We start from the raw sequence: 26,741 nt of genomic DNA, 5'->3' as shown, positions 1-26,741 counted from the left end.
TACGAACACACCGTTGGAGAAACCGCAATAAATGGAAAAGCCACCTCACAGGAGGTGGCTTTTCTGATGTGATATCCAGCCGGTTGAAAGCGGCTATTTCGTAAGCTGCAGGCCAACACCGGAGCGCGATTGGGGCGGACTGCCCAGGGAGTGCTGGTTGCGCATCACGTTTACCTGGCGGGCGGCCTCGTTGAAGTACTCGAGCCGGCGAATGAGCATTTCCTTGGTTAGTACGCGGCCCTCGGGCGTGCGCATCAGACTCTTTTTGTCGGCCAGAATCCGCTGCATCATGGCCTCGTTGTGCGCTTCGTTGCTTTGGAACTGAGCCAGAAACTCGCGTACCTGCTCGCGGGGCGCGAGGTCGGGGGAAAGGCGGAACTGGCCGCCGCCCTGGTTGAGCACCTCGCTCAGCACGTACACTTCCAGCGGCAACGACACGTTCAGGGCCGTGGTGCTGATGTTGAGGCCCGCATCGAGGCCGCTGAGAATGATTTCGAGGTTGCGCTCAAACTGTTCGTAGTAACCGGCTGCTTCCATGATTAGGTCTTAGATATTAGGGGCTTAGATCTTAAATACTGTGCTGGAAAATATAAGGCCTATACTGATAGAACGTCTGCTAAGCCCTAACTTCCTAACACTTAAAACCTATTCAAAGTAGTTCTTTCACCAGCTGATCCACTGTAATGCCCTCGGCTTCGGCCTTGAAGTTGCGCACGAGGCGGTGGCGCAGGATGGGCAACGCTACGGCCTGCACGTCCTCGATATCGGGCGAGTATTTGCCGTGGATGAGGGCGTGGCATTTGGCCCCTACAATGAGGTGCTGCGAGGCCCGCGGGCCGGCACCCCACTCCAGAAGCTGGGTGGCACGGGCGGCGGCGCGGGCCGTGTTAGGCCGTGTTTTATGTACCAGCCCCACGGCATATTCCACCACGTTGTCGGCCACCGGCACGCGGCGCACGAGCTGCTGGAAGGCCTGAATTTCGTCGGCGTGCAGCACTTTCTCCACTTTCACCTGATGGTTGGAGGTGGTGTTCTTCACGATTTGCAGCTCCGCCTCGTAGCTGGGATAGCCCAACTCAATGTTGAACATGAATCGGTCGAGCTGCGCCTCGGGCAGCGGGTAGGTGCCCTCCTGCTCGATGGGGTTCTGGGTGGCCAGCACGAAGAAGGGGCGGGGCAATGCGTAGCGCTTGCCGGCTACCGTTACGGCGTACTCCTGCATGCTTTCGAGCAGCGCCGCCTGGGTTTTAGGCGGTGTCCGGTTGATTTCGTCGGCCAGCACAATGTTGGCGAAAATCGGGCCCGGCACAAAGTGGAAGTCGCGCTCCTTATTGAGCGTTTCCGAGCCCACAATGTCGGAGGGCATCAGGTCGGGCGTAAACTGCACGCGGTTGAACGACAGGTCCAGCGCATCGGCAACGGTCTGGATAAGCAGCGTTTTGGCCAGCCCGGGCACGCCTACCAACAGGCAGTGGCCCTGCGAAAAAACAGCGGTCAGCACCAGCTCCACCACGTCTTCCTGCCCAATAATGACTTTGCCAATTTCGCGGCGCAGCTTCTGGTAAGCGGCAGCCAGCGCGTCAGCGGCTTCTTTATCGGAGGCGAAGGGCATTCTGGGAGGAGCTAGGAGTTAGTGGCCAGGAGTTAGAATCAGTTAAGGGAAGCAGACCGACAACGTAAAAACGGCATTCTAGCTCCTGACTTCTAACTCCTAGCTTCGTTAGTTAATCGAGTTCAGCAGCTGGCAGCCGGCGTACTCGGGGTCTACTTCGAGGAATACGGTGCCGCGGTTGAGGGCAAACCAGGCGTCGAGGGCTTTGTTTTTCTTTTGGTTAAGGGCTGCGGCGGCAATCTTCTGGTAGTCGTCGTTGAGGTTAGCCTGGTGGGGCGGGCTGTTCGATTTCAGGTACAGAATGCGCACGGCATCTTTCCCGTCCTCGGTGCGGTAGGGCAGGGGCATGCTGACGCTGCCCACTTTCATTGTGTCGATGGTGAAGAAAATGGCCGGGTCGAGCTGGTCGAGGGGCAGGTAGGTGCTGGCGTCGCGGCGGTTCTGGAACAGGCCACCGTTGCCGCTGGTCAGCTTGTCGTCGGAGTTATCTTTGGCCGCCTTAGCGAAAGTAAGGCTGTCGGTCATAATCTGCCGGCGCAGCTTGGTCAGCAGCAGCGAGGCATCGTTGGTGTCGGTCGTGCCGGTTTCGGGCTTGAGCAGAATGTGGCGGGTGCTGTACGAGTCGCCTTTGCGCTCAATGAGCTGGATGACGTGGAAGCCGAACTGCGACTCGACCACCGGCGAAATACCGCCCGGCTCAAGGCGCAGCGAGGCGGCCTCATACTCGGGCACCAGTTCGCGGCGCTTGAAAAAGCCCAGATAGCCGCCCTCTACAGCCGAGCCCGGGTCCTGCGAATACTGCTTGGCCAGGGTGGCAAAATCCTCGCCGGCCACAATACGGGCCCGCAGCTCGTTGAGCTTGGCCTGGGTGGCCTGCTTTACCTTGTTGTTCACTTGCGCCACTTTCACAATCTGCCCCACTTCCACTTCCGAGGAGTAGTAGGGTAGGCTGTCTTTGGGCATGCGGTTAAAGTACTGGCGTACCTCACGCGGCGTTACCGACACCTTGCCGGCAATCTGGTCCTGCATTTTCTGCTGAATCAGCTGCTCTTTCACCTGCGTGCGCAGTTCGTCCTTAATTTGCTTAAGCGGCTTGCCGTAGTATTCCTCCAGCTTCTGCTCCGAGCCAATCTGCTGCACGAAATAGCCCATACGGCGGTCCAACTCGCTTTTTACCTGGTTTTCCTCCACTACCACCGAGTCGGTTTCGGCCTTGGCCAGCAGCAATTTGTTGAGGGCCAGGCTCTGCAGAATCTTGCACTTGGTGTCGGGTGGCAGCGGCTTGCCCTCGGCGCGGGCCAGCTCCTGGCTGTAAATGCCCTCCAGGTCCGATTTCAACACAATCTGGTTGTCGACTTTAGCAATGATGCCATCGACTATGTTACGGCCCATCGGGCGCCCAACACCCAGCTGCGCGTGGCCGGCTGTAGCCGTAACAACCAGTAATGTCAGGCTCAGCAGGGCCTTAAAGGCTGGTACTCGCAAAAAAATACGCATGAATCTGGTTCTAATGCCCGTCCCGGCAATATGCCTGGAAAGGGTTGGCAAAAGGCTCAACGCCCAAAGCCGCCCGTAAATTTCGTTATAAATCCTTGCACCGGCAAAAACCGCGCATGCTTCTGGTTACGGGAGCCTGTTTTGGGGCCGGGCGTTGCATCAGGGAGTGCAACTGCTGGTATGAAAGAAGCGAGAAATCCGGCTCAACTCAATGAACAATGTTGTTCAGCGGTTTGAGCCGGATTTCTCGCTTCTCTCAGAATGGCAGCGGCTTACTTGGTTATCAGCTTCTCTACCTCGGGCTGGTTGATTTTCACCGGGTTCTGCGCCTTGAGCTGCTCCAGCCACTCTTTTTCCAGGTAGTTCTGGTAGTCGGAAGTAGCCTGGCCGCGGGCCTCGTTTAGGGCCTTGGGGCCGGCCGGCAGCTGCTTATCAACGATGACCGTGTAGTAGCGGCCCTCCAGCTCAGTCTGGTACAGGCCGGGAGCCTTGTCCATAAACTGGTCGGCGGCTTTGTTTTCGCCCTTGGCAAAGCTGCGCTGCTGAATCTGCACGGCCAGCGGGTTTTTGTCGTTGAGGCGCTGCTCAATCAGGACCGGATTGCGGGTCATGGCACCCAGGATCAGTGCATCGGAGGCAGTGGCGTACTGCTTGGGCTGGCTGCTACTACCGCTCATCAGCTTTACCCGGCCAGCGCGGACGCCCTGGCCAACAAGGTACTGCTCCACGGCAGCCTGGCGCTGGGCCGCTAGCTTGGCGGGCACTTTGGCGCGGCTGGAAGCGGTTGCCTGCACTAGCATCGTGGTGTCGGCTTCCAGCATACGGCCGGCCAGCTCTTCGAGCGCGGCTTTGCTGGCGGGTAGCAGTGTGGCAGTGCGGGCCTGGAATTTCAGCACGGCCGGAATGCCCTCCGTAACGGGCAGGTAGGTATTGCCTTGGCCAGTAGAGGTGATTTTGTTGCCAACTATAGTTGTCGTTTTCAACTCGGCCGGATTAGGAAAGTAGCCTTGCGCGCGCTGCCGCAGCTCGGGTGTGGCCGCGCTGATAACGGTGGCCTGCACCCGTGGGCCCCACTGGTAGTTGGTCTGGTTGGCGGCGAAGAACTGCTGCAGGCCTACGGTGTCCTCGACGGCCTTGCTCCACACCTTCTCGTCCATCAACTGGAACAGCAGAATACCGTCGCGGTACTCTTTTACTAGCATGCGGTAGTCCTCGTACTTGTTTTCGAGGTTGGCCTTCTCGTATTCGGTCAGGCGCTGGTCTACGTACTGGTCGTAGAGCTGCTGCATGGCAAAGCGCGGCTCGGCGCCGGCGCGGGGGCGCTGGCTTTGCTGGGCGTAGGTCAGGAAATCCTTCACCAGGTAGGGTTGCCCCTGAATGGTGAACAGGGCCGAGTTGTCGGTGATATTCTTACTAGCCTTGCCAGTGGCCGCGGCCGGGGCCGAGTAGGCGAACCGGCCCTGCACCAGCGAGGTGTCGGCCTTGGCCAGCACGTACTCTTTCACGGCCGGAATCTCCACGAAGTTGTTTTCGCGGCGCACGCGCTTCAGGAAAGCGGCGCGGTTTAGCTCGGAGCGCGAATCCTTGGAAACCTTGCTTTTAAGCGTGGGCTCCATGGCTTCAAACGAAGGCACGGGCTGCTTCTCAATCAGCTTGATGATGTGCCAGCCATAGGGCGTCTGCACGGGCGGGGCAATGTCGCCGGACTTTTGCAGCTTAAAGGCGGCCTCCTCGAACGAGGGAATCATGCGGCCGGTGCCGAATGCGGGCAGCTCGCCGCCGTTGGGTGCCGAGCCGGCATCCTCCGAAAACTGGCTTACCAGCTTGTCCCAGTTCTCGTTGCGGCGGGCCAGGCGGGTGTACAGTTCGTCCACCTTCTTCTTGGCCGTGGCCGAGTCGGCGGCGGGCATGCCGGGTGTGGCCCGAACCATGAGGTGGGCCACCTTTATTTCGCCCTGCGCGGGGCGCACATTATCTACCTTGATGAGGTGGTAGCCAAAGCGCGTGCGTACCGGCGCCGATACCTGTCCGGCGGTGGTCGAATAAGCCGCCGACTCGAAGGGGTACACCATCTGCATGGCCGTGAAGTAGCCCAGCTTGCCGCCGTTGCCATTCGCCCCGCGGGCCGATGGGTCGTCGGAGTTCTCGCGGGCCACCGTATTGAAATTTTCGCCGCCCTCCGTCACGCGGCGGCGCAGGCTCATCGTCTTCTCGTAGGCGGCCAGCGTGTCTTTGGGCGTGGCATCGGGTGCCACGGTTATCAGCAGGTGCGAGGCGCTGATTTCCTTGCTCAGCCGGTCGTAGGCCTCGCGCACCAGCTGGTCGGTTACGCTTTTCTCGGTGAGGTAGGGCTGGGCCAGCTGCTGCTTGTAGCCCTCCAGCTCCTGCCGGAACGCCTGGGTCGTATCGAGGCCCCGCTGCTCGGCGGCCAACACCTTCAGCTTGAAATTGGTGTAGAGGTCAAGGTATTCCTGCACACTGGCTTTGGTGCCGAAAGCAGGGTCGGAGCTGTTGTTTTTCCGGTATACGTAGGCAAATTCCGAGGCCGGAACGGCGGTAGTGCCCAGGGTTTCGACGGCGGCAGCCGGGGTAGTTGTGGCAGGTTTGGTGGTCTGGCACCCGGCGAGCAGGGCCGCCGCAGCAGTGCCGGCAAACAAAAAACGGTTGTGCATACTTGCGAAAGAAGGGAATCAGCGGGCGTAATTCCGGATCGAGCCAACGGGCCGGATACGGATAACTACAATTTTACGGATTTTTTCCCGGCGGCCGCAGGTGGCTGCCCGTGTTGTGCCGCCGGCTCAGGTCAGGGTTTTGTAGAGGCGGCAGATAGTGTGCTCGCCGGTTGTGCTGTATTCCACCCGGTCCATAATGCGGTTGACGAGCATCATGCCCACGCCACCTTTCTTGCCCACGCGCACAAACTCGCGCAAATCGGGCTCCTGATACAAGCCAGGTGAATAGGTGGAAGCGGTGCCATCCTCAATCTCGAAGCCAAACTCGTGGTTAAGGATGGTCACGCGCACATCCAGAAACTGCTTTTCATCTTCGGCATTCGCATGAATGATAAAGTTGGCTACCACTTCATCCACGGCCAGAATCAGCTGGTTAACGAGCACATCCGAAAGCTGCTGCCCGGCCAGGTACTCGCCCACAAAGTCGCGCACCACCTTCAGGTTGCGACGGTTGCAGCTAATACGGATGGCGTGTTCCATGCCTTGGAAATGGGGGCAGAGCAGTTTCGGAGAGTTAAACGGCAGCCGCGTCGGCCTCCGAAGGCACAATGGTCATCAGCGAATCGAGACCCAAAATCTCGAATACGTTGCGCACTTTCTCCTGCATGTTGAAGAACACCAGCTTCACGTTGGCGTCCTGGAAGGTTTGCAGGTGCGAGATGAACACGCCCAGGCCTGCCGACGAGATGTAGTTGAGCTGCTGGCAGTCGATGAGTACCTTTTGGGTGCGAAGAATCTCGGGCTTGCTGAGCTCGTTATCGAGCAGAACAGAGGAGCTGGCGTCCAGCTCTCCATTGAGAGCCAGCGTGAGCGTGGTATCGGTGGCGTGTTGCGTTATTTTCATGGCTTGAAGCTACGTTAATGCCCGGCTTCGGGTTGGGCCGACCGGAATTTAATCACCAGCAGCGTCTGGTCGTCGTGCATGGGCTGGCCCTTGGTGAACTCGTGTAAATCGGCCAGAATGTGGGCCTTGATCTGGTCGGCATCGAGGTAATACGATTCTTCCAGCATCCGCTGCAGGCGCTCCTCACCGTACTCATCCTGGGCCGCGTCGCGGGCTTCCACGATGCCGTCGGTGTAAATCACCATCACGTCGCTGGGGTTGTAGTCGTAAAACTGGTTCTTAATGTGCTTCTCGTAGCCATCGTGCCGGATAATGCCCAGCCCCAGCCCGGGCGTCTGGAAATACGACACCTCTTCCTTGATAGAGTGATAGTAGAGTGTGTGGCAGTGGCCGGCCCGGGCAAACACGAAGCCACCGTGCTCGTAGTCGATGATATAGAGCGAAGCCGTGATAAAGGCCGACTTTTCGAGGCAGCGGCCCAGCGCATCGTTGGCCTGGGTCATGAACTGGCTGGGCACCGGGTATTTCTCCCGCTCGTTGCGGGCCAGTGGGTTTTCCTGCATCAGGGCATGAAAAATACCCTTCATCTGGGCCACATGGAAGGCCGCCGTTACGCCCTTGCCGCTCACGTCGCCGATAAGCACGGCCAGCCGGCGGCCCGGCAGGTGCAGAAAGTCGTAGAAGTCACCGCCCACTTCGGTGGCGGCCACGGCGTAGGAGCTGATTTCAAACCAGTTGTCAATCGGCAGGTTCTTCGGAATGAGGCTGTCCTGCACGGCCGAGGCAATCTTGAGCTCGTCCTGCACGCGCTGGGTGCGCATGGAGGCCTGAATGAGCTGCAGGTTTTCGATGCTGAGCACCGTCTGGCTGGCAAAGGTCTGCAGGATACTCAGGCTTTCGCGGTCGAAGGCCTGCACCGGCTCCTGGAGTAGGTAAATGTTGCCGTACTGCCGCTTACTGGAGCTGAGCGGCATCACCATCAGCGAGCCGAAAGGCAGCTGCAGCTGGCGGAAGCTACCGCCGGACAAGTCGTTGTTGAAGTACTCGAGGTTGCCGAGATTGAATTCGGCCAGCATTCCGCGGATGGCACTGCCCTGATCGGCGGGCAGCTGATAGTACAGATCGTGGCGGTCCTCTTCGTCGATGGCTTCAATTTGCAGCCAGGCAGCATCGGCACCGGTTGTCTGGATGGCCGAGTCGAAGAACATCTGGTATACCTCGGCCGTCGTCTGGCCCCGCTGAATAAGCTGGGTGAGGCGCTGCATGCTGAGAATCTCCTCGCGCTTCTGCTCGAAGACGCCTGCTGTGGGCAGGTTGAAGAAGGTTACCAGCAGGCCCATAAGCGCATAGAAGCTGGCGAAGAAGGCGTTGAGCAGCAGAAAGGCATTCTGAGGGGCGGGCCCCACCATGCGGAAACCGAGCCGGGTGTACAGGAAATAGGCCACGAATATGCCCATCACCCCAATAATGGCCAGTTGGAGTAGCACCGCCTCCAGTTTTTGGCGGCGGCTGAGGTAGGCCACCCACTTCTGGCGGCCGCTCAGGTAGACACCAAAGGCAGCCAGCACACCCAATACCGCCGCCGACAGGCCCGCCGGGGGAGTGTAAGGCAGCAGGCGCAACAGCAGTGTAGCGCCCAGCAGCAGTTCAAAAGCTACCCATTGCCGTTGCAGCCGCTCGGAGCTCCGAAACAGCATCAGGGTCCGCCAGGCATAGTTGGTGCGGGCCAGCAGCAGCACAAACAGCCCCACATTGAGCGTGTACAATACGGTGTGTAGCACCGAGCCGGTAGTATAATCGGGTAGCAGCATTTGCAGCAGCTGGTGCAGCCCTACACTGCTTACCGCCAACAGCGCCGGACCCAGCAGCATCCGTTGCAGCAGCCCGATAAAATCAACCCCGCGCAGGCGCTCGGGTGATTTGCGCTCGTACAGAAAAACGACGGCCGTGAACAGTGCCTGCAGAATCAGAATCAGGCCGGCCGGAGTAGAATAAGGCACTCCACCCAGGCCCGGATGAGCGTAGAGCAGCGCGGCGGCCAGCAGCGCCAGCCAGCTTAGCAGCGCGGCAATACCTAGTAAGGAAAAAGGCTTCCGAAGAACAGCCATGCAGACAAAGTAAGGAAAAGCCAACCCAGGCAAAGAGCGCGGCGGAAGGAAACAGGAGGCCAAGATACGCGGCCCGCCAACAATAGACTACTTCCGGTCAGATTAAGCAGCGTTCTGCCCAATCTGCCAGGTGGTTATTAAAGCAAATACCCCGGAAGCAGCGCCCCGGGGTACTCGCGTAAGCTGCCAATCGGCTATTTTTAGCGGCTGCTGTAGTTAGGCGACTCGCGCGTAATCTGTACGTCGTGGGGGTGCGACTCGCGCAGGCCGGCCCCGGTGATGCGCACGAAGCGGGCGGTTTGCAGCGCCTCGATGGTGGGCGTGCCGCAGTAGCCCATGCCGGCGCGCAGGCCGCCCGTGAGCTGGTAGAGGACCTCGGCGGCCAGCCCTTTGTAAGGTACGCGGCCCACAATACCCTCGGGCACGAGCTTCTTCACGTCGTCCTCGGCATCCTGGAAGTAGCGGTCTTTGCTGCCTTCCTCCATGGCTTCCACCGAGCCCATTCCCCGGTAGCTTTTATACTTGCGGCCCTCAAACAGGGTCATTTCGCCGGGGGCCTCGTCGGTGCCGGCCAGCAGCGAGCCAATCATTACGGTGCTGGCACCGGCCGCCAGGGCCTTCACCACGTCGCCCGAGTACTTAATGCCGCCGTCGGCAATAATCGGCACGCCGGTGCCCTCCAGGCCGCGGGCGGCTTCGAGCACTGCCGAAAGCTGGGGTACGCCGATACCGGCCACAATGCGGGTGGTGCAGATAGAGCCAGGGCCCACGCCCACTTTCACGGCGTCGGCGCCGGCGTCGGCCAGGGCGCGGGCACCCTCGGCGGTAGCCACGTTGCCGGCAATAATTTCGAGGTCGGGGAACTGCTGCTTGAGGCTGCGCACGGCGTCGAGTACGCCCTTGCTGTGGCCGTGGGCGGTGTCTACACTGATTACGTCCACGCCCGCTTCCACCAAAGCCGTTACGCGCTCGGCCAGGTCGGCCGTTACGCCCACGGCGGCACCCACCAGCAGGCGGCCCAGCTCATCTTTGCAGGCGTTGGGCGTGCGGCGGCGCTTCCGGATGTCTTTGTAGGTAATAAGGCCTACAAGCCGGCCTTCCATATCGATAACGGGCAGCTTCTCGACCTTGGAATCCTGCAGAATTTCTTCGGCGGCGGCCAGCTCGGTGCCGGCCTTGGCCGTTACAAGCGGCGTGGCCGTCATCACCTCGCTCACCGACCGCGCCATGTCCTTCTCGAAGCGCAGGTCGCGGTTGGTGAGGATACCTTTGAGGCGGCGCTGCTCGTCGATAATCGGGATGCCGCCGATATTATGCTCACGCATCAGTTGCTTGGCTTCGGCCAGGGTAGCGGTTTCGGTGAGCGTGAACGGGTCGAGAATCATGCCGCTCTCCGAGCGTTTTACGCGGCGCACCAACTCGGCCTGGGCCTTGATGCTCATGTTCTTATGAATGATACCGATGCCACCTTCCTGGGCCAGCGCAATGGCCATTTCGGCCTCGGTCACGGTGTCCATAGCTGCCGACACGAAGGGCAATTGCAGCCGGATACGGCGGGTAAGCGGGGCGCCGGTGTCAACGTCGCGGGGCAGCACCTCGGAGTAGCCAGGCAGCAGCAGCACATCGTCGTAGGTGAGGGCCTCGAAGGCAATTTTGGCGGCGTGGTCGGCCATGGCAACAAGAGAGTTAGAAGGTGGCTTGTTGCAGGACAAAGTTAGGGCGCAGAGTTGGGTTTTCAGGAAAATGCCCAAAAAAGCAGCAACCGGCACCGCGCAGGACGGACAGTTGCTGCCGTAGTCGGGCCAACGGGCCTGGTTTAAAACCCCCGGCTCGCTCTTGCAGTTATAAACCCCAACCGTGCCATCCCGGCGCGGCAGATACTTAGCTAATTCAACTCATGGCAACTACCAAAAACTGGTTTATTACCGGCGTCAGCTCCGGTTTCGGCGCCTCGCTGGCCGACTTGCTACTCGAAAAAGGCGACAAAGTAGCCGCTACCTTCCGCAAGCAGGAACAGGCCGATGAGTTCACCAAAAAAGCCAACGGCCAGGGCCACGGTTTCGTGATGGAGGTAACCGACGAAGCTCAGGTTAAAAAAGCCATTGCCGACGCCATTGCCCAGCTCGGCCACCTCGACGTCATCGTGAACAACGCCGGCTACGGCTCGCTGGGCAGCATCGAGGAAATCGACGCCGAGGAAGTGCATCGCCAGTTCGACGTGAACGTGTTCGGGCCGCTACACGTGCTGCGTGCCGTGCTGCCCCACCTGCGCGAGCGGAAAAGCGGCCACGTGCTCAACATTACTAGCATCGGTGGCCTGAAAACCTTCCCCGGCGTGGGCGTTTACAACGCCAGTAAGTTCGCCCTCGAAGCCATCGGCGAAAGCCTGGCCCAGCAGGTGAAGCCGCTTGGCATCAAGGTCACCAACATCGAGCCCAGCGGCTTCCGCACCGAGTGGGCCGGCGCCTCAGCCACCTACGTCGATACCAATATTGAGGATTACCGCGCCACCGTGGGCGAGAATCTGAAAGGCATCCAGAGCTACAGCGGCAACCAGCCCGGCGACCCCGACCGCGCCGCCCAAATCATGTACGACCTCGTGCACGCTGAGGGCGACGCGCCCCTGCACCTGCCGCTGGGCAAAGCCGCCGTCAAAGGCGCCCGCGAGAAGTTTACGGGCCTGGTAAAAGAACTGGCCGAAGTAGAAGAAACCGGTAATTCGGCCGACTTTCCAAGCTAGATTTTAGGGTTTAAAGGAGCTTCATTTAGAGCGAAGCGAAGAATCTCGCGTGAGTTGTTACAACGGTTGTTGTTCAACGACTCACGCGAGATTCTTCGCTTCGCTCTGAATGACGTTCGTATTTTCCGCTAACCACTAACCACTAAAGCCCGTTCTGCTTCTTTGTGCCGCGCACGGCCTGGGCTTCGAGCGGGTTTTCGGGCCAGTAGTGCTTGGGGTAGCGGCCGCGCAGCTCCTTGCGCACTTCGAAGTAGGAACTATTCCAGAAGCTGCGCAGGTCGCGGGTAACTTGGGCGGGGCGGTAGCCGGGCGACAGTAGATGCAGCGTGAGCGGCACCCGGCCGCCGCCCACCGTCGGCGTGTCGAGCAGGCCGAATACCTCCTGCAGGCGCACGGCCAGCACCGGTGCTTCGGGGGCGGCGTAATCGAGGCGGATGCGTGAGCCGGTGGGCACTTCGAGGTGGGTAGGAGCGAGGCGGTCCAGCTCCTGGCGCTGGCTCCAGCCGCCCGGCAGCCGCCCCAGCAGGGCTTCGTGGAAGTCAATTCGGCTCAATTCGGCCATCGACTTCACGCCCGTCAGGTAGGGCCCCAGCCAGTCGCCCAGCTCCGCCAGCAGTACCTCATCCGACACCTCAGACCAGTTTTCGGGGAAATGATGCTGCACAAACGCCAGCCGCTCGCGGAGCTGCGTGGCGGCCTCACTCCAGGGCAGCCCGGCTATGCCGGCGGCCTGCACCGCGCCCAGCAGGGCCGTGGCTACCAGGGCCGGGTCGGGGTTGGGTAGATTGACATCCGATAACACCAAAGCTCCGAGGCGGCGCAGGCGGCGGGCCGTTACGCGGCCGGTGGCTTCGTCCCAGCGTACTTCGTCGCGGGTTTCAATCTGCTGCGCGAAGTGCTCTTCCAGCTCGGCCCGACTCAGGGGCGCGGCCAGGCTGGCGCGGGGCTGGGCGGTGTAGCCATCGAGGGCCGCAATGGCGAAAAACTGGTCCTGCTGCCCGAAGAACTCGGCTGGGAGGGTGGCCCGTTGCCCGCTCAGCAGGCGCACCCGCTCGGGCGTTTCGCGCTGGGCCAGGCGGTCGGGGTAGGCGAGGGCGGCCAGCAGCCCGGCCATGTCGGGCTCGACTTCGCCCTTCGCGCCGGCCCGCTGGCGCAGTACGGTGGCCGCTTCGCGCACCCGGCGCAGGCCGCCGCATCGGGCACTAGGCCGGGGAGTGGGGCGCGGCCGGTGTGCAGGGCTTCGAGGCGCAGGCGCAAATCGGGCGGGCCGAACGAGCCGTCGGCGGGGCGCAGAATGTCGCGCTCGGTGAGCAGGGCGGCCAACGCGCAGGCCGTAGCTCCGTGCCCTATTTGTTGGCCCCGGGCCACCAGATGAGCCAAACGCGGGGCCAGCCCCAGCCGGGCCAGGGCGCGGCCGTGGGCGGTGGGCGGCCCGGCCGGCGTAACAGCCTCCAGCCGCACCAGCAGCTCGCGGGCCTGGGCCAGGGCCAGGGCCGGCGGCACATCCAGCCAGCGCAGACTATCAGCCGCGTATGCGCCCCACAACGCCAACTCCAGCGCCAGCGGGCTCAGGTCGGCGGTCAGGATTTCGGGCGGCAGGTGCTGCGGTAGCTCCCGGAATTCGGCTTCGGTCCAGAGGCGGTAGCAGGTGCCGGGGCCGAGGCGGCCGGCGCGGCCCCGGCGCTGGTCGGCGGCGGCCTGGCTGGCGGGCTCGGTGCCCAGCGTGGTGAGGCCGGTGCGCGGCTCGAAGCGCGGGATGCGGGCAAAGCCGCCATCCACCACAATACTCACGCCCTCAATAGTAAGGCTGGTTTCGGCAATGCTGGTGGCCAGCACCACCTTGCGGCGGCCAGACGGGGCGGGGCGCAGGGCGGCATCCTGCTGCTCGGCGGGCAGCTCGCCGTGGAGGGTGTGGATGATAATATGGTCGGGTAGTGAGGCCAGCTTGGCGGCCACCCGGCGCTGGTCGGCCAGGCCGGGTAGGAATACCAGCACGTCGCCGGTGGGGTGGGTTTGCAGGGCCTCGCGCACGAGTACCGGCACGAGGTCCTGGAGCTTTTCGTGGGGGCGGCGCGAGGCGCTGGCGGCGCGCTGGGGGCTCAGGTAGTGGGTTTCGACCGGAAACATGCGGCCCAGACTGCTCACGACCGGCGCGCCGAGCCAGCGGCCCAGCCGCTCGGCATCCAGCGTGGCCGACATTATCAGCAGCCGCAAATCGGGCCGCAGTACCTGCTGGGCGTCGAGGGCCAGGGCCAGGCCGAGGTCGGCCTGCAGGCTCCGCTCATGAAATTCATCGAACAGCACGGCGGCCACGCCTTCCAGGGAGGGGTCGTCCTGAAGCTGGCGGGTGAGGATGATTTCGGTGACGACTTCGATGCGGGTTTTGGCGGAAATCTTGCTTTCCAGCCGCATGCGGTAGCCCACCGTTTGGCCCACGGGCTCGCCCAGCAGCTGGGCCATGCGCGTGGCCGCGGCCCGCGCCGCCAGCCGCCGGGGTTCGAGCACGATTATTTTCTGACCCGCGCACCAGTCGGCTTCCAGCAGCGCCAGCGGCACCAGTGTGGTTTTGCCGGCGCCGGGCGGGGCCTGCAGCACGGCCACATGATGGGTTTCGAGCGTGGCGAGCAGCTCGGGAAGGGCGGCGGTGATGGGCAGGTCGGGGAAGCGCATTTAGTGGTTTGGTGTCGCGGGGCCTAATACAACGCTACTGAAGCATCCACCCGTCGGCTCCAGGCATCGATGCCGCCGCGCAGGTTCAGCAGGTTGGTCAGTTCGTGGCGGTGCTGGAGATAGGCCAGCGCCTGCATCGAGCGCACGCCGTGGTGGCAGATGAGCACCACGGGCCGGTCGTCGGGCACTTCGTCGGCGCGGGATGCCAATTCGCCTAACGGAATCAGCAGGCTGCCTTCGATGCGGCAGAAGGCGTACTCCTCGGGCTGGCGCACGTCGATGAGCTGGAGGTTTTCGCCGCTTTGCAGGCGGGCGTGCAGGGCTTCGGGCGTGAGTTCGGGCAGCATCAGTAAACAGGTAAAAAGCCGGATGAGCCGTAAAATTACCCCGCCGCTGGTTAGCTTTGACCAACCGGCCCATACGGAGCCGGCGCAATTCATCTGCTGAAACCGAATTGGAAGAACTGTACAGACTCTGGACCTCGGCGGCCGGCAACGGCCCGCTCGAATGGGTAGCCGTCGTGACGGGCTTCGCCTGCGTGTGGCTGGCGGCCCGCGAGTCGCTCTGGAATTTTCCGGTGGCCATCGTCAGCTGCGCGCTGTATGTGGTGGTGTACTCGGGGGCCACGCTCTACTCCGATGCGTTTCTACAAGTGTTGTTTATCGGGCTGGCGGCGCTGGGCTGGTACCAGTGGCTGTACGGCGGGCGCAACCGCTCGGAGCTGCCCGTAACCCGCACCCCTATGTGCGAGTGGGTGGGCTGCGCGGCCTTTGTGGCGGCCTACACGCTGGGCGTGGGCTACTACCTCCAGCACCACACCGACGCCGCCCTGCCGCACTGGGACGCCTTCACGACGGCCGGCAGTCTGGCGGGCCAGTTTCTGCTTATTCGCAAGCGCCTCGAAAACTGGTTTGTCTGGATTGTGGTCGACATCATTTACGTGCCCATTCTCTGGTACAAGCACCTGTACCCCACCAGCGCCCTGTACGTGCTCTACCTCGGCCTGGCCGTGTATGGCTACGTGGAGTGGCGCCGGGCCCTACGCCAACATGCCACTCGTTCCGTTCCGCTTTCTGCCTGACTCGCTATGAAAAAACCACTCTACTTTCTGCCAGCCGACGTTCCGTTTCCCGGAGCAGCCCGCTGATGCTGCGCGTTGCCCTCACCGGCCCCGAATCGACGGGCAAAACCACCCTGAGCCGGCTGCTGGCCGGACATTACCACACCGCCTGGGCTCCCGAGTACGCCCGCGCCTACCTCACCGGCCGTGGCCCCGGCTACACGCTTTCCGACCTCGAAGACATTGCCCGCGGCCAGCTGCGGGCCGAGGAGCAGGCCGTAGCCGAAGCCCAACGCCTGGGCCGGCCGCTGGTGTTCTGCGACACCGATTTGCTGGTGATAAAAATCTGGGCCGAGCACTCGTTTGGCTACTGCCCCGACTGGATTTTGCGCCGGATGGAGGAGCAAAATTACGCGCTGTTACTGTTGCTGAACGTGGACCTGCCCTGGGAGTCCGACCCGTTACGCGAGCATCCGCAGCACCGCAATCATTTTTATACCCTTTACCAGCGCGAACTCCGCGGCCAACTGTCGAACTTTGCCGAAATCTGCGGCCCGCCCCCTCATCGTTTCGAGCAGGCCTGCTTTCACGTCGATGAGCTGCTCGGCCGGCAGCCCCGTCCCGAACAGGCGCTGGGGTAACTTTATGGGGTGGCTGCCGTTTTTTGCCCGGTAGCGTATAGGTGGGGGTTCTGTGATGATGAAGTCAGCTATATGCTTATCAGGTAGTAAAATAGGTATTGCAATGATTCATAGCCTCGAAAACGAGCACTGCCGCGTTCAGGTAAACACCCGCGGCGCCGAGCTGATCAGCTTTGTACACCTCGATGCGGCCGGCGAGCTGGAGTACATCTGGCAGGCCGACCCCGCCTATTGGGGCCGCCACGCGCCGGTGCTGTTTCCGGTGGTGGGCCGCCTGCCCGACAACCAGTACCGCCACCAGGGCCAGACCTACGAGATGGGGCAGCACGGCTTTGCCCGCGACCGGGAGTTCGTGCTGCTGCACCGCAGCGAGTTCGAGCTGACGTTTGAGCTGCGCGACGATGCCGCCAGCCGGGCCGTTTACCCGTTTGGGTTTGCGCTGCGCATCAGCTACCGGCTGGCGGGCTCGACACTCACGGTGGGCTGGGAGGTCGAAAACCCGGATTCCGCGGAGCTGCTGTTCAGCATTGGGGCGCACCCGGCTTTCCGCTGCCCGCTGCTGCCCGGCGAAACGTTTGACGACTATGAATTCGTCTTCGATCATCCCGTCAGCCTCGACCAGCACCTGCTACAAAACGGCCTGTTCAGCGGCCAGACTGCGCCGCTGCTGCGCCACGAAAGCGTACTGCCGCTCAGCTACGAGCTGTTTGCCCAGGATGCGCTGGTCTTTCAACACTTCGATTTTACCAGCCTCACGCTGCGCAGCCGGCGTTCGGGCCGCAGCGTGCGGGCCCGTTTCGAGGGCTTCCCCTACCTGGGCCTCTGGACGGCGGGCCCGGGTGCTGGGTTCGTCTGCATCGAGCCTTGGCATGGGCTGGCGGGCAGCGTGGGTGCGCCCGTCGAGCTGGCCGATAAGCAGGGCATTATGAGCCTGCACGCCGGCCAGCAGTTTATCACTTCTTACAGTCTCACCGTTGCCTGATACCACCACTTCCGACATCACCATCCGGGCCATTTCGGCGGCCGATACCTACGAGCTGCGCCACCAGGTACTCTGGCCCGGCGAGCCAATGGCCTATATTAAGCTGGGCAACGACGAAGCCGGATTGCATTTCGGCGCTTTCCGCAATGGCAAGCTGGTTTCGGTTATCTCGCTGTTTATTGATGGCAGCGTGGCCCGGTTCCGCAAGTTTGCCACCCGCCCCGACTGCCAGGGACAGGGCATCGGCTCGCAGCTGCTGCGCCACGTAATCAACGAAGCCCGCCGCCACGGTGCGCGCCGCCTGTGGTGCGACGCCCGGGCCGTAAACGAGGCCTTCTACCGCGCCTTCAAGCTGGAGCCCGAAGGCAACCGCATCTACCGCGGTACCGAGCCGTATGTTCTGATGGCCAGGGATTTGTAGCGGACGATAGTTAACAGAAGCACGTCATTCAGAGCGAAGCGAAGAATCTCGCGTGAATCGTTAAACAACAACCGTTGCAACAATTTACGCGAGATTCTTCGCTTCGCTCTGAATGACGTTCTTTCCCTAATCCCTAATCCCTAATCCCTAATCCCTAATCCCTAATCCCTAATCACCGGGCGGCGATTGTAGTCGGGTTCCCAGTCGTTGATGGGGCGGGAGATGCCGGGAGGCAGGTCGAAATCGGGCAGGCCATCGTCAATTGGTTCGCCGCCGCCGCTGTCGTCGTCGTTGCCGGGAGCCGGGGGCTGGCGCAGGCGGCGGCTGGGCATCAGTAACACAAAGGCAGCGAAAATAAGCGCGACAAGCATATACAGAAGGCTGGGGACGGACATGGCGCGGGAGGCTGAAAAGGAACGAGAAGGGCTCCGGAACCGAATGGGCTATTTACTGCAACGGGCAGTGGCCCCGGCTTGTTCTTAGCGTGCCCGGGTTTTTGGCCGGGTTGCCGCAGCGGGCGGGGCGTATTTCTAAGATAGCTGATTGTCAGTAGAAAACGAAGCCGCCCACTTTTTTTGCACTGGTCGGCCGCGCCTAGCCCGCCAAAACCAGATTTAGCGGTGTACCTTCGCCGCACAGTTTAGGGGTGCCCCAAGCTACGCGAGTAGCAATAAGGCTGAGATCATACCCATTGAACCTGATCCGGGTAATGCCGGCGAAGGGAACAAACGATCCGCGAGCGAAACACCCATGGGGGCCGACCCCTGGCCCTGGGTACGTTCCACTTTTTCCATTTTTCACTTTTGAAAACTGTTTTAACCACCGGACTGGCCCTGCTGGGGCTATCGTCTGGCGTGGCCTGGGCCCAGGGGCCTGTGGCCGGCACCATTACCGATGCCCGCACCGGCCAGCCGCTGCCCGGCGCCACCTTGCTACTCGACGGCACGCCCAGCGGCACTACCGATGCGGCCGGCGCCTTTAGCCTAGCCGCCGTGCCGGCCGGCCGGCACGAACTGCGTATTACGTTTATGGGCTACCAGGCCTTTGTGCAGACTTTGCAAGGGCAGACCGAAGCCCAGCGCGTAGCGGCCCGCCTGCAGCCCGGCGGAGTGCTCACCGGCGACGCTCTCGTAACGGCCCAGCGCGCCTCCGACCGCACCGCCACCGCTTACACCAATCTGGGCAAGCAGGATATTGCCAAGCGCAACTTCGGCCAGGATCTGCCCTACCTGCTCGACCAGACGCCTTCGGTGGTGGTTACGTCGGATGCCGGGGCGGGAGTGGGCTACACCGATATCCGCATCCGGGGCACCAGCAACACGGGCATCAACATGACCATCAACGGCATTCCGTTGAATGATGCGGAGTCGCACGGCTCGTTTCTGGTGAACCTGCCCGATTTATCCTCCTCCATCAGCTCCATCCAGATTCAGCGGGGCGTGGGCACGAGCCAGAACGGCGGGGCGGCTTTCGGGGCCAGCCTCAACATCTCTACCCTCGACAACCGCCCCGAGGCCTACGGAGAAACCAGCAATTCGTACGGCTCCTTCAATACCTGGAAAAACACGGCCCAGTTCGGTACCGGCCTGATCGGCCAGCACTTCACCGTTGATGGCCGCCTCTCGCGTATCAGCACCGACGGCTACATGAACCGGGCGGCGTCGGATTTGAAGTCGTACTACCTGGCCGCCGGCTACCAGGGCAAGAACACGCTCGTGAAGTTCATCACCTTCTCGGGCCGCGAGAAAACCTACCAGGCCTGGAACGGCGTGCCCGAACCGGCCATTACCGGCAACGAGGCCCTGCTGCAGCAGTTTGTTGATAACGGCGAGTTGAGCCCTGCCGATGCCGAACGGGTGCGCCAGGAAGGCCGCCGCTACAGCTATTACACCTACGACAACCAGACCGATAACTACCAGCAGAACCACTACCAGCTGCACCTTTCGCAGGCCTTGGGTGAAGACTGGAGCCTGGGCGCGGCTCTGCACCTGACCCGCGGTCTGGGCTACTACGAGAGCTTCCGGGCCAACCGCAAACTCGCCAACTACCAGCTGCCCAACATCACGCTCGGCGACACCACCATCAAGCGCACCGACCTGATCGACCGTAAGTATCTCGACAACTACTTCTACGGCGGCACCTTCGCGCTCAACTACCAGCCCAAAAGCAACGACCGGTTGCAGGCCACGGTGGGCGGCGCCTGGAACCGCTTCGTGAACGACCATTACGGCGAGGTTATCTGGGCCCGGTTCGCCTCTACCGGCAATATCCGCCACAGCTACTACTTCAACGACGCCACCAAAACCGACTACAACGCCTACGCCCGCGCCACCTGGCAGGTGCTGCCCCAGTTCGGCGTGTATGGTGATGTGCAGATACGCCACATCGACTACGCAATTGACGGGCTCGAAGACGACCAGAACGACGTGCGCACCCGCGCCCGCTACACTTTTCTTAATCCCAAAGCCGGCGCCACGCTCACGCTGGCGGCGGGCCAGCAGCTCTACGCCAGCTTCGCCGTGGGCCAGCGCGAGCCGGTTCGCTCCGACTTCACCGACCGCCCCACCGGCGACCAAGGCGCCAAAGCCGAGCGCCTCAACGACTTCGAGGCCGGCTACCGCCTTCGCAAAGCCGATGTGAACCTGCTCGGAGCCGGCGGCTCGCTGAGCTTCGAGGCCAACTATTTCTACATGCGCTACCGCAACCAGCTGGTAGCTACCGGGCAGCTCAACGACGTAGGCACGGCCCTGCGCACCAACGCCCCGCGCAGCTACCGCACCGGCCTCGAACTTACTGGCGCGGCTTCGGCCCTGCAGAATCGTGTCAGCCTCAGCAGCACGCTCACGCTTAGCCGCAACCGCATCCTCGACTACCGCGCCATCACCTACGACGCCGACTACAACCCCGTGATGGCGGCCGAGGCCCGCACCACCACCATTTCTTACTCGCCCTCGGTGGTGTCGGCCCACACGCTCGAAGCCCAACCGCTGGCGGCCGTGCCGGGCCTGCGGGCGGCGCTGCTCTACAAAACCGTCAGCCGCCAGTACCTCGATAACAGCACGAGCGAAGACCGCCGCATCAGCCCCTATCAGGTGCTCGATTTCCGGCTACGCTACACCATCCGGCCCGCGTTCATGAAGGAAATTGAGCTGGGCCTGCTGGTGAACAACGTGCTCGACCGCCGCTACGTGGCCAACGGCTACACCTACGGCTACCCCGGCGCCGACGGCCGCCAGCAAACCTTCAACTGGTACTTCCCCCAGGCCACCCGCAACTTCCTGGTATCAGTAGGGGCTAAATTCTGACCACGGATTAGTACGGATTTTAACGGATTTTGTAGTAGGCCCTGCTGGTCATGTTCTTCAGCAGCAAAATTAAAAGAGCCGCCTCAGTTGAGGCGGCTCTTTTAATTTCAATCGTCTACGAAATCCGTGCTAATCTGTGGTCAGATGATTAGGCGTACCCCGCCCAGCTCGGAAATCTGGTAGGGGAACCGGTCGCCGGGGGAGCCGATGAACATGAAGTTTTTGGGCACGTTCCACTCTTCTGAGAGGCGGTCGATAAGCTCGGGACCGAAGTGACCGGGCATGGCCACAAAGTCCACCCGAATCTGGTCGTAGGCCCGGTCGAGCACCTCAATGTCCTTGAGCAGCTCGGGCGGGTAAGTTTCGCCCTCGCGGAGCAGCGTCACGATTTTGAGGCGGTTGGTAAACTCGTTTTCCACCACGTAAGCCATCACTTTATTGAGGTTCGACACGTTGTCGCCCTTGGTGAAAAACACGAATTCCTGCTGATGCAGCTCGCGGGTGGCCTTTTGTATCTGCAGACGGCTGAAGCGCGAAACCCCCGGATATTTGTGGGCAAACGAGTTGGCGGCGGCCAGAACCAACTCCAGAATGGAGGCCCGGTTGAGCATGATATAAACGATGGCCATCGAAGGCAGGAAGTACTGCAGAAAGACAATCAGAAACTTCGGGTTCAGCTGCACATTGCCGTACAGTGCCACCAGAACACTGATAAGCGCCACGGTAACCGTCAGAATACCGGCGTACACCGGGCGCGGCAGGTTGGGGCGCTTGCTCTTGAGCAGGAAGTTACCGATGGCAAACAGCGCCATCACCGACAGGAAAGAAATAGTGTAAACGCCCGCCAGCGGCTTGATGTCGCCATTGGTAATAAAGAGCACCGAAGCGCAGAGCAAGAAAAAGGTAATTAGAATGACGTAGTTACTGTTGCGGGCGTTTTCCTTGAGGAAAAACTGGGGCAGAATCCGGTCCAGGGCCATGCGTTTCATCAGGCCGCTCACGCCCACAAAGCTCGTCAGCACGGCTCCGCTGAGCACGGCCACGGCATCAACCGAAATGAGCGTGCCCAGCCACGGACCGCCGGCAACAGTGCCCAGGTACGAAAGCACCGTTTCGGCGTGCTCTTCTACCTGACCTATCGGTATCGCGGCAATGGCCAGAAAGGCAATAACCGGATTGAAGAAACTAACCACTATCCACATGTTGCGCAGGGTTTTGGCAAACACGCCGGGGGCCTGCTCCTCCACGAAATTGGCCGAGCTTTCGAAGCCCGAAATACCCAGCATGGCCGCGCTGAATCCAAAAAACAGGGCTGTTACGAGGCTGCCGCCGGGGACGGGGGCTGAGAAGTTGAGCGAAAGTGTGCTCAAGTCGTGGGTGAATAAAAACCAGATAACCGTGCCCACCAGCACCGTGAGCGAAACCAGGTGGACCAGGAAAATAGCTACGGCCACTTTCGCCGACTCGGAGATGCCCAGGATAGTGAGGGCCAGAAAGAGTCCCAGCAGCCCCAGCGTGGCCAGGTTGATGTTGAACCCGTCCCAGAGTGTATGCAGGTAGTGCATGGCCTCGGCGGCCGAAATAACGGCCGTAGCCATGTACGAGAGGATGGTCAGGCAAGCGGCCATAGCGGCGTTGCGCTTGCTGGTGGTGTTGAGCAGTACGTTGTAGGCCCCGCCGTTAAGGGGCAGCGCGCCTACCACTTCGCCATATATTTTACGAAACAGAAACAGCACCGCCGCTACAATCAGCAGGGCCACGAAGGCGTATTGGCCGGCGTAGGCAATGGCTAGGGCTGAAACGTAGAGGCAGGAGGAGGAAATATCGTTGCCACAGATGGCGGTGGCTTCCAGTTCGGTTAGCTTCTTGTGTTCGCTCATAGGAAAGAAGGGCGGAAAAGGGGTAGGCGGCGGTTGAAAATAGGGTTGAAAACTAGGTACGGGAAAAAAGCCAACCCGACTATCCGTCGGGTTAAGTTACATCTTTTCGGGTCTGCCGCTGGCCGAACCATCGGCCCCAGTAGGCTGTTCTGCATCCGGAAAGCCCTATCTTTGAACCTGATTCCCACTCTATAGTCCACTCCTTATGTCTTCTGAAACTGACGTTCTCTCGCCCCAGGCCAAAGCCCATTCCGCCCAGCGCGGCTCTACCAACGCGGCCGGTTTCACCGATTACTTCGACCTCGACGGCCTGCTGACGGAGGAGCACAAGCTCATCCGCCAGAGCATCCGCGACTTCGTAAAAAAGGAAATCAGCCCCAATATCGAGAAGTGGGCCCAGCAGGCGCACTTCCCAAGCGAAATCGTGCGCAAGTTTGGTGATGTCGGCGCGTTCGGCCCCACCATCCCGACCGAGTACGGTGGCGGCGGCCTCGACTACATCAGCTACGGCCTGATTATGCAGGAAATTGAGCGCGGCGACTCCGGCATGCGCTCCACGGCCTCGGTGCAGGGCTCCCTGGTGATGTTCCCGATTTACGCCTACGGTTCGGAGGAGCAGCGCAAGAAGTTCCTGCCCAAGCTGGCCAGCGGCGAGTGGCTCGGCTGCTTCGGCCTGACGGAGCCCGACCACGGCTCGAACCCCGGCGGCATGACCACCCGCATTGAAGATAAGGGTGACTACTACCTGCTCAACGGCGCCAAACTCTGGATTTCCAACTCGCCCGAGTGCCAGGTGGCCGTGGTGTGGGCCAAAAACGAGGAAGGCCGCATTAAGGGTATCATCGTGGAGCGCGGCATGGAAGGCTTCACGACCCCCGAAATCCACAACAAGTGGAGCCTGCGCGCCAGCACCACCGGCGAGCTGGTATTCGACAACGTGAAGGTGCCCAAGGAAAACCTGCTGCCCGGCATCGACGGCCTCAAAGGCCCCCTCAGCTGCCTCGATTCGGCCCGCTTCGGCATTGCCTGGGGCGCTATCGGCGTGGCGATTGACTGCTATGAGTCGGCGCTGAAATACAGCCTGGAGCGTGAGCAGTTCGGCAAGCCGATTGCCGCTTTCCAGCTGCAGCAGAAGAAGCTGGCCGAAATGATTACCGAAATCACCAAGGCTCAGCTGATGGTGTGGCGTTTGGGCGTGCTCAAAAACGAAGGCAAAGCCACCAGTGCCCAGATTTCGATGGCCAAGCGCAACTCCGTCGAAATTGCCCTGCACATTGCCCGCGAAGCCCGCCAGATTCACGGCGGCATGGGCATCACCGGCGAGTATCCCATCATGCGCCACATGATGAACCTCGAATCGGTGCTCACTTACGAAGGCACCCACGACATCCACCTGCTCATCACGGGGGCCGATATTACCGGCATCCAGGCGTTTAAGTAAGCGCGGAGTTGAGTAAATTCAAACGGCCGTTCTGGAAACAGAGCGGCCGTTTGAACTTAGACGAGTTGCTCAAACCAGTCGTCAATTTCTGGCCAAATAGTAAATTGTCTGGCTGAAAACGGTGCTGCCGCCGCTAGATATTTCGCTCGGAACTATACTTACGATGTGCCAGCCATCGGCCGCGTAAGTGTTCACGGTGGCCAGCGCAACCTTATGTACTTCAGTCATGTTGGCGGCCATCTGCTTAGCACTGAAGCGGCTGAAATCCACTTCTTGCATTCGCTCCTTGCCATCGGCTGCTACGGCCACGATGCTGGCCTGGGCGTCGAAACCCAGCGAAACCCGGGAAATAATCATCATGTAGCCTGCCCCGCTCGTTTGAGCCGAAGCCGTTAGGGGAGTACCAAAGCCCATGCTCAGCAGCAGGCTTAGCAGCAAAATTTGATTTTTCATCAGATGAAAAACTGAAGGGTGGAAAAAAGGGTGCGGTGGCCGCTTGCTGAAGCGCCCGCCGCAACTTTCTTGCCACGCCCTTATTATTGCTGCTGCCCGGCGGTTGCCCGTTGCCGTTACCGCAGCTCATCGAAAGCATACTGGCCCGTACTCCAGAACTCGTCGAGGGCTAGTAGCCGGGGCTTAAAGAAGGGGATGAGCCGGGGCCAATCGTCGCGGGAGAACAGGTTAGCGGGGCGCAGCTCGCAGTAGATGCGGGCCAGCGGCTGGCCGCTTTCGTTTATGGCGGCCGGCTCCCAGGTCCAGGCCTCGCCGGTGGCCTCTTCCAGCATCGGCCGCATCTCCCGGAACTGCTCGAAGAACAGTTCCCGCAGGCCCTCGTCGGGGTGGGTAATTTCGATGCTGACGGTGGCGTAGCGGTTGTCGGCGTGCAGGCGGAAGTACACGTGTTTGAGGCCGGTTTTATAGTTCATCCAGTTCACCGGTCCGCCATCGGCCGACGGCACGGGCTGCATGTACTGGCCCAGCGTGGTCCAGAAGGCCTGGCGGAGCTGGGTGGCTTCGGTCTTGCTATACATAGGCGGCAAAGGTAGCGGGCGGGCAAAAGAGGCCGGCCGAACCCGGGCAAACGCGGCCTGCGCCGCCGGGTTGCCCAACCCGGCGCGACCCAAACCCGTTTCGCTGCGTAGTTTAGGGCCTCACTACGCCTCTCTTCCCATGTCCGATTCTGCCCCCGCCAACGCCTTGGTGCTACTCGAATGCCTTGTGGCCGGCACCACCCACCGCCCCGGCCTGCGCGAGTTCGAGCCGAAACTGCAGCCCGGCCAGCCGCTGGCCCTGGCCCGCGAAGCCGACAGCTCCTACGACGACTGGGCCGTGCGCGTGCTCACCAGCGGCCCCGGTGAGGACTTCTGGCTCGGCTACCTGCCCGAGGGCCGCAACGAAACCGTGGCCCGCCTGCTCGACGCCGGCTACCCGCTTTCGGCCCGTCTCACCCACAAAGCCTGGGAAGACGAGTGGTTGCACCTGGAAATTGAAGTGCTGCTGGCCCAGTAGAACGAATCAGCAGGAGCTATAATAGGATAGTCATTCTGAGCGAAGGCGCAGCCGTAGTCGAAGAATCTCTACTGCCAAAGTATTTCCCGACGACAGGATTACTATGGCGGTAGGGATTCTTCGACTACGGCTGCACCTTCGCTCAGAATGACAGTTCATCACCTACAGTTCATCGGCCAGCGCTAGCACCTGCTGCCGGGCCTGCGCTATTTCGGGGTTGCCGGGGAAGTTTTGCTGCACCCACTGCGTGAAGCCGCTGACGATGCTGCCTACTGCCTCGCGGTTGCTGGCCGGAGCCGGCTCGCTGGCCCGGCGCTCCTCCTCCGATAAGGTCGGGAAGGAGTCTTCCAGCCCCATATGGCTCATCAAATCCGACACGAACACCATGCCGCACACCTGCAGGGCCTGGTAAAGCTGCACCACTTCGGGCATGCTGAGCGGCAGCGGCTCGTGGGGCTGCGCGTGACCGAGCCGGGCAATAAGGGGCTCCAGGGTGGCGGGCTGCAGGTGAGGCAGCGCCTGCACGGCCTGCGCAAACGGGTGGTCGGTATCCTGCGGCAGGCTGACGGCCAGCAGCAGCGCCAGGCGCATAATATGCAGCTGCGGTGGCAGCGGCCGCAACTCGGCAACGGGCCGCGCCGCCAATTGTGCGGCCAGAAACCCCGCAAACGCTTCCTCTACGCCCAGCCGGTGCAGCCCCAGCGAGGCCACGCCCGCCGGGGCCGCTACGTGCTCCTCCAGCTGCCCCAGAAAAGCGTTGCTCAGCTGCTGGCAGTAAGTCAATAGTTGGCCCAGCTGCTCCTCGGTGATGCTCATAGCCTGCCGCACGTAGGCCAGCACCGGCGCGGCCAGGCTCGTTTCCAGTGTCAGGCCTCCCAGCAGCAGCAAGTGGTACACGGCCAGCGGCTCCCGCCGCAGGGCGGCCAGGAGTTGCGCGTGGCTGCTGATACCGTTGAGCCGTTGCACAGTAACTGCGTCGAGGCCGCTAAGCTGGTAAATACGGTCGGTGGCGGGCGTGGCGGGCCGGCTCAGCAACTCCAGCGCGGCCATGCCGTGCAGGTTCAGGGTGTGGGTTAGTTGAGCGTAGAAATCGGCTGGCAGGGTATCTAGCCAGGAATCAGAAGCGGACATAGCAGGTATAGCGGATGAAGGCTGCAAGGTACAGCCCTAGTTGTATAGTCCCAGCGTGAGGTGGGTCGGGTCCTGGGTAAAGTTAACGGGGTTTTTCTGCCACTCGGCACAGACAAATTCATGTGGCGTGAGGCCGCGCAAGGTCTTAAGCCGTTTGGCGTGGTTGTA

At 61.4% G+C, this 26,741-nt stretch carries 24 protein-coding genes, 1 pseudogene and 1 riboswitch; of the genes and pseudogenes, 8 read left to right on the top strand and 17 right to left on the bottom strand.

Annotated features, from left to right (window positions below; all coding sequences use genetic code 11):
• Window positions 1-93: 93 nt before the first annotated feature.
• The 8 genes from D0N36_RS16270 to guaB all read right to left on the bottom strand — a co-directional run bounded on the left by D0N36_RS16270 (window position 94) and on the right by guaB (window position 10,466).
• The gene (locus tag D0N36_RS16270) at window positions 94-537 is read right to left on the bottom strand and encodes a hypothetical protein (RefSeq protein WP_116942893.1); all 444 of its coding nucleotides are present in this window, start codon (window positions 535-537) and stop codon (window positions 94-96) included.
• 112 nt (window positions 538-649) lie between these two features.
• A complete protein-coding gene (locus D0N36_RS16265; protein ID WP_116942892.1) occupies window positions 650-1,612 on the bottom strand; it encodes an AAA family ATPase in 963 nt (320 codons plus the stop codon).
• Window positions 1,613-1,720: 108 nt separating this feature from the next.
• Window positions 1,721-3,109 carry a peptidylprolyl isomerase gene (locus D0N36_RS16260; RefSeq protein ID WP_116942891.1) on the bottom strand — a complete coding sequence of 463 codons (1,389 nt, stop codon included), beginning with the start codon at window positions 3,107-3,109 and terminating at the stop codon, window positions 1,721-1,723.
• 272 nt (window positions 3,110-3,381) lie between these two features.
• Window positions 3,382-5,781 (bottom strand): peptidylprolyl isomerase, encoded by a 2,400-nt coding sequence (locus D0N36_RS16255; RefSeq protein WP_116942890.1) that lies wholly within the window; start codon window positions 5,779-5,781, stop codon window positions 3,382-3,384.
• Window positions 5,782-5,907: 126 nt separating this feature from the next.
• Window positions 5,908-6,321, bottom strand: coding sequence for an ATP-binding protein (locus D0N36_RS16250; RefSeq protein WP_116942889.1), 414 nt, complete (start codon window positions 6,319-6,321; stop codon window positions 5,908-5,910).
• A 34-nt stretch (window positions 6,322-6,355) separates the two neighbouring features.
• The gene (locus tag D0N36_RS16245) at window positions 6,356-6,685 is read right to left on the bottom strand and encodes an STAS domain-containing protein (protein WP_116942888.1); all 330 of its coding nucleotides are present in this window, start codon (window positions 6,683-6,685) and stop codon (window positions 6,356-6,358) included.
• Between the two features lie 14 nt (window positions 6,686-6,699).
• Window positions 6,700-8,793: a PP2C family protein-serine/threonine phosphatase gene (locus D0N36_RS16240; RefSeq protein WP_116942887.1), complete on the bottom strand. Its 2,094-nt coding sequence runs from the start codon at window positions 8,791-8,793 to the stop codon at window positions 6,700-6,702.
• Window positions 8,794-8,993: 200 nt separating this feature from the next.
• Window positions 8,994-10,466, bottom strand: coding sequence for an IMP dehydrogenase (gene guaB / locus D0N36_RS16235; protein WP_116942886.1), 1,473 nt, complete (start codon window positions 10,464-10,466; stop codon window positions 8,994-8,996).
• Between the two features lie 224 nt (window positions 10,467-10,690).
• Between guaB and D0N36_RS16230 the strand changes: the two genes are divergently transcribed.
• Window positions 10,691-11,533, top strand: coding sequence for an oxidoreductase (locus tag D0N36_RS16230; RefSeq protein WP_116942885.1), 843 nt, complete (start codon window positions 10,691-10,693; stop codon window positions 11,531-11,533).
• Window positions 11,534-11,675: 142 nt separating this feature from the next.
• On the opposite strand, the gene D0N36_RS19805 is transcribed toward D0N36_RS16230, so the two are convergent.
• From D0N36_RS19805 to D0N36_RS16220, 3 genes are read right to left on the bottom strand one after another with little or no spacing between them, the layout of a single operon-like run.
• Window positions 11,676-12,647, bottom strand: coding sequence for an ATP-dependent helicase C-terminal domain-containing protein (locus D0N36_RS19805; protein WP_242478960.1), 972 nt, complete (start codon window positions 12,645-12,647; stop codon window positions 11,676-11,678).
• Window positions 12,569-14,203, bottom strand: coding sequence for an ATP-dependent helicase HrpB (gene hrpB / locus D0N36_RS19800; protein ID WP_242478959.1), 1,635 nt, complete (start codon window positions 14,201-14,203; stop codon window positions 12,569-12,571). Before hrpB ends, D0N36_RS19805 begins: the two co-directional genes overlap by 79 nt.
• A 23-nt stretch (window positions 14,204-14,226) precedes the next feature.
• Window positions 14,227-14,550, bottom strand: coding sequence for a rhodanese-like domain-containing protein (locus D0N36_RS16220; protein WP_116942884.1), 324 nt, complete (start codon window positions 14,548-14,550; stop codon window positions 14,227-14,229).
• A 107-nt stretch (window positions 14,551-14,657) separates the two neighbouring features.
• On the opposite strand from D0N36_RS16220, the gene pnuC reads away from it, so the two are divergent.
• The 4 genes from pnuC (at window position 14,658) to D0N36_RS16200 (ending at window position 17,307) form a co-directional block, all read left to right on the top strand.
• Window positions 14,658-15,284, top strand: a complete 627-nt coding sequence (pnuC, locus tag D0N36_RS16215) for a nicotinamide riboside transporter PnuC (RefSeq protein ID WP_190242724.1) — start codon at window positions 14,658-14,660, stop codon at window positions 15,282-15,284.
• 65 nt (window positions 15,285-15,349) lie between these two features.
• A complete protein-coding gene (locus D0N36_RS16210) occupies window positions 15,350-15,904 on the top strand; it encodes an AAA family ATPase (protein WP_116942882.1) in 555 nt (184 codons plus the stop codon).
• Between the two features lie 103 nt (window positions 15,905-16,007).
• The gene (locus D0N36_RS16205) at window positions 16,008-16,886 is read left to right on the top strand and encodes an aldose 1-epimerase family protein (RefSeq protein ID WP_190242723.1); all 879 of its coding nucleotides are present in this window, start codon (window positions 16,008-16,010) and stop codon (window positions 16,884-16,886) included.
• On the top strand, window positions 16,879-17,307 hold the full coding sequence (locus D0N36_RS16200; RefSeq protein ID WP_116942880.1) for a GNAT family N-acetyltransferase: 429 nt from the start codon (window positions 16,879-16,881) through the stop codon (window positions 17,305-17,307). The genes D0N36_RS16205 and D0N36_RS16200 overlap by 8 nt, the downstream gene beginning before the upstream one ends.
• 161 nt (window positions 17,308-17,468) lie before the next feature.
• Here D0N36_RS16200 and D0N36_RS16195 read toward each other — a convergent pair whose 3' ends face one another.
• Window positions 17,469-17,678: a hypothetical protein gene (locus D0N36_RS16195; RefSeq protein ID WP_116942879.1), complete on the bottom strand. Its 210-nt coding sequence runs from the start codon at window positions 17,676-17,678 to the stop codon at window positions 17,469-17,471.
• Window positions 17,679-17,939: 261 nt separating this feature from the next.
• A riboswitch (TPP riboswitch) is annotated at window positions 17,940-18,050 on the top strand.
• Between the two features lie 60 nt (window positions 18,051-18,110).
• Here D0N36_RS16195 and D0N36_RS16190 point away from each other — a divergent pair.
• Entirely contained in the window at window positions 18,111-20,612 is a 2,502-nt protein-coding gene (locus D0N36_RS16190) for a TonB-dependent receptor (protein ID WP_116942878.1), read from the top strand.
• A gap of 140 nt (window positions 20,613-20,752) precedes the next feature.
• Here D0N36_RS16190 and D0N36_RS16185 read toward each other — a convergent pair whose 3' ends face one another.
• Entirely contained in the window at window positions 20,753-22,492 is a 1,740-nt protein-coding gene (locus D0N36_RS16185; RefSeq protein ID WP_116942877.1) for an APC family permease, read from the bottom strand.
• Between the two features lie 205 nt (window positions 22,493-22,697).
• Between D0N36_RS16185 and D0N36_RS16180 the strand changes: the two genes are divergently transcribed.
• Window positions 22,698-23,933: an acyl-CoA dehydrogenase family protein gene (locus tag D0N36_RS16180; RefSeq protein ID WP_242478958.1), complete on the top strand. Its 1,236-nt coding sequence runs from the start codon at window positions 22,698-22,700 to the stop codon at window positions 23,931-23,933.
• A gap of 81 nt (window positions 23,934-24,014) precedes the next feature.
• Here the strand turns inward: D0N36_RS16180 and D0N36_RS16175 are convergent, their stop codons facing one another.
• Together D0N36_RS16175 and D0N36_RS16170 are read right to left on the bottom strand one after the other, a co-directional pair.
• Window positions 24,015-24,386 (bottom strand): DUF4177 domain-containing protein, encoded by a 372-nt coding sequence (locus D0N36_RS16175; RefSeq protein WP_116942876.1) that lies wholly within the window; start codon window positions 24,384-24,386, stop codon window positions 24,015-24,017.
• 116 nt (window positions 24,387-24,502) lie between these two features.
• A complete protein-coding gene (locus D0N36_RS16170; RefSeq protein ID WP_116942904.1) occupies window positions 24,503-24,964 on the bottom strand; it encodes a DUF4268 domain-containing protein in 462 nt (153 codons plus the stop codon).
• A 139-nt stretch (window positions 24,965-25,103) separates the two neighbouring features.
• Here D0N36_RS16170 and D0N36_RS16165 point away from each other — a divergent pair, with 139 nt between their 5' ends.
• Window positions 25,104-25,442, top strand: a complete 339-nt coding sequence (locus D0N36_RS16165; protein ID WP_190242722.1) for an HIRAN domain-containing protein — start codon at window positions 25,104-25,106, stop codon at window positions 25,440-25,442.
• A 162-nt stretch (window positions 25,443-25,604) separates the two neighbouring features.
• Here the strand turns inward: D0N36_RS16165 and D0N36_RS16160 are convergent, their stop codons facing one another.
• Together D0N36_RS16160 and D0N36_RS19795 are read right to left on the bottom strand one after the other, a co-directional pair.
• On the bottom strand, window positions 25,605-26,573 hold the full coding sequence (locus D0N36_RS16160) for a hypothetical protein (protein ID WP_116942874.1): 969 nt from the start codon (window positions 26,571-26,573) through the stop codon (window positions 25,605-25,607).
• A gap of 36 nt (window positions 26,574-26,609) precedes the next feature.
• A pseudogene (locus D0N36_RS19795) lies at window positions 26,610-26,741 on the bottom strand (IS481 family transposase); the annotation flags it as partial.

The sequence above is a fragment of the Hymenobacter lapidiphilus genome (assembly GCF_003417065.2).
Taxonomy (GTDB): domain Bacteria; phylum Bacteroidota; class Bacteroidia; order Cytophagales; family Hymenobacteraceae; genus Hymenobacter.
The sequence above is the reverse complement of the archived record's forward strand: the minus strand, read 5'-3'. Positions and strand labels throughout refer to the sequence as shown.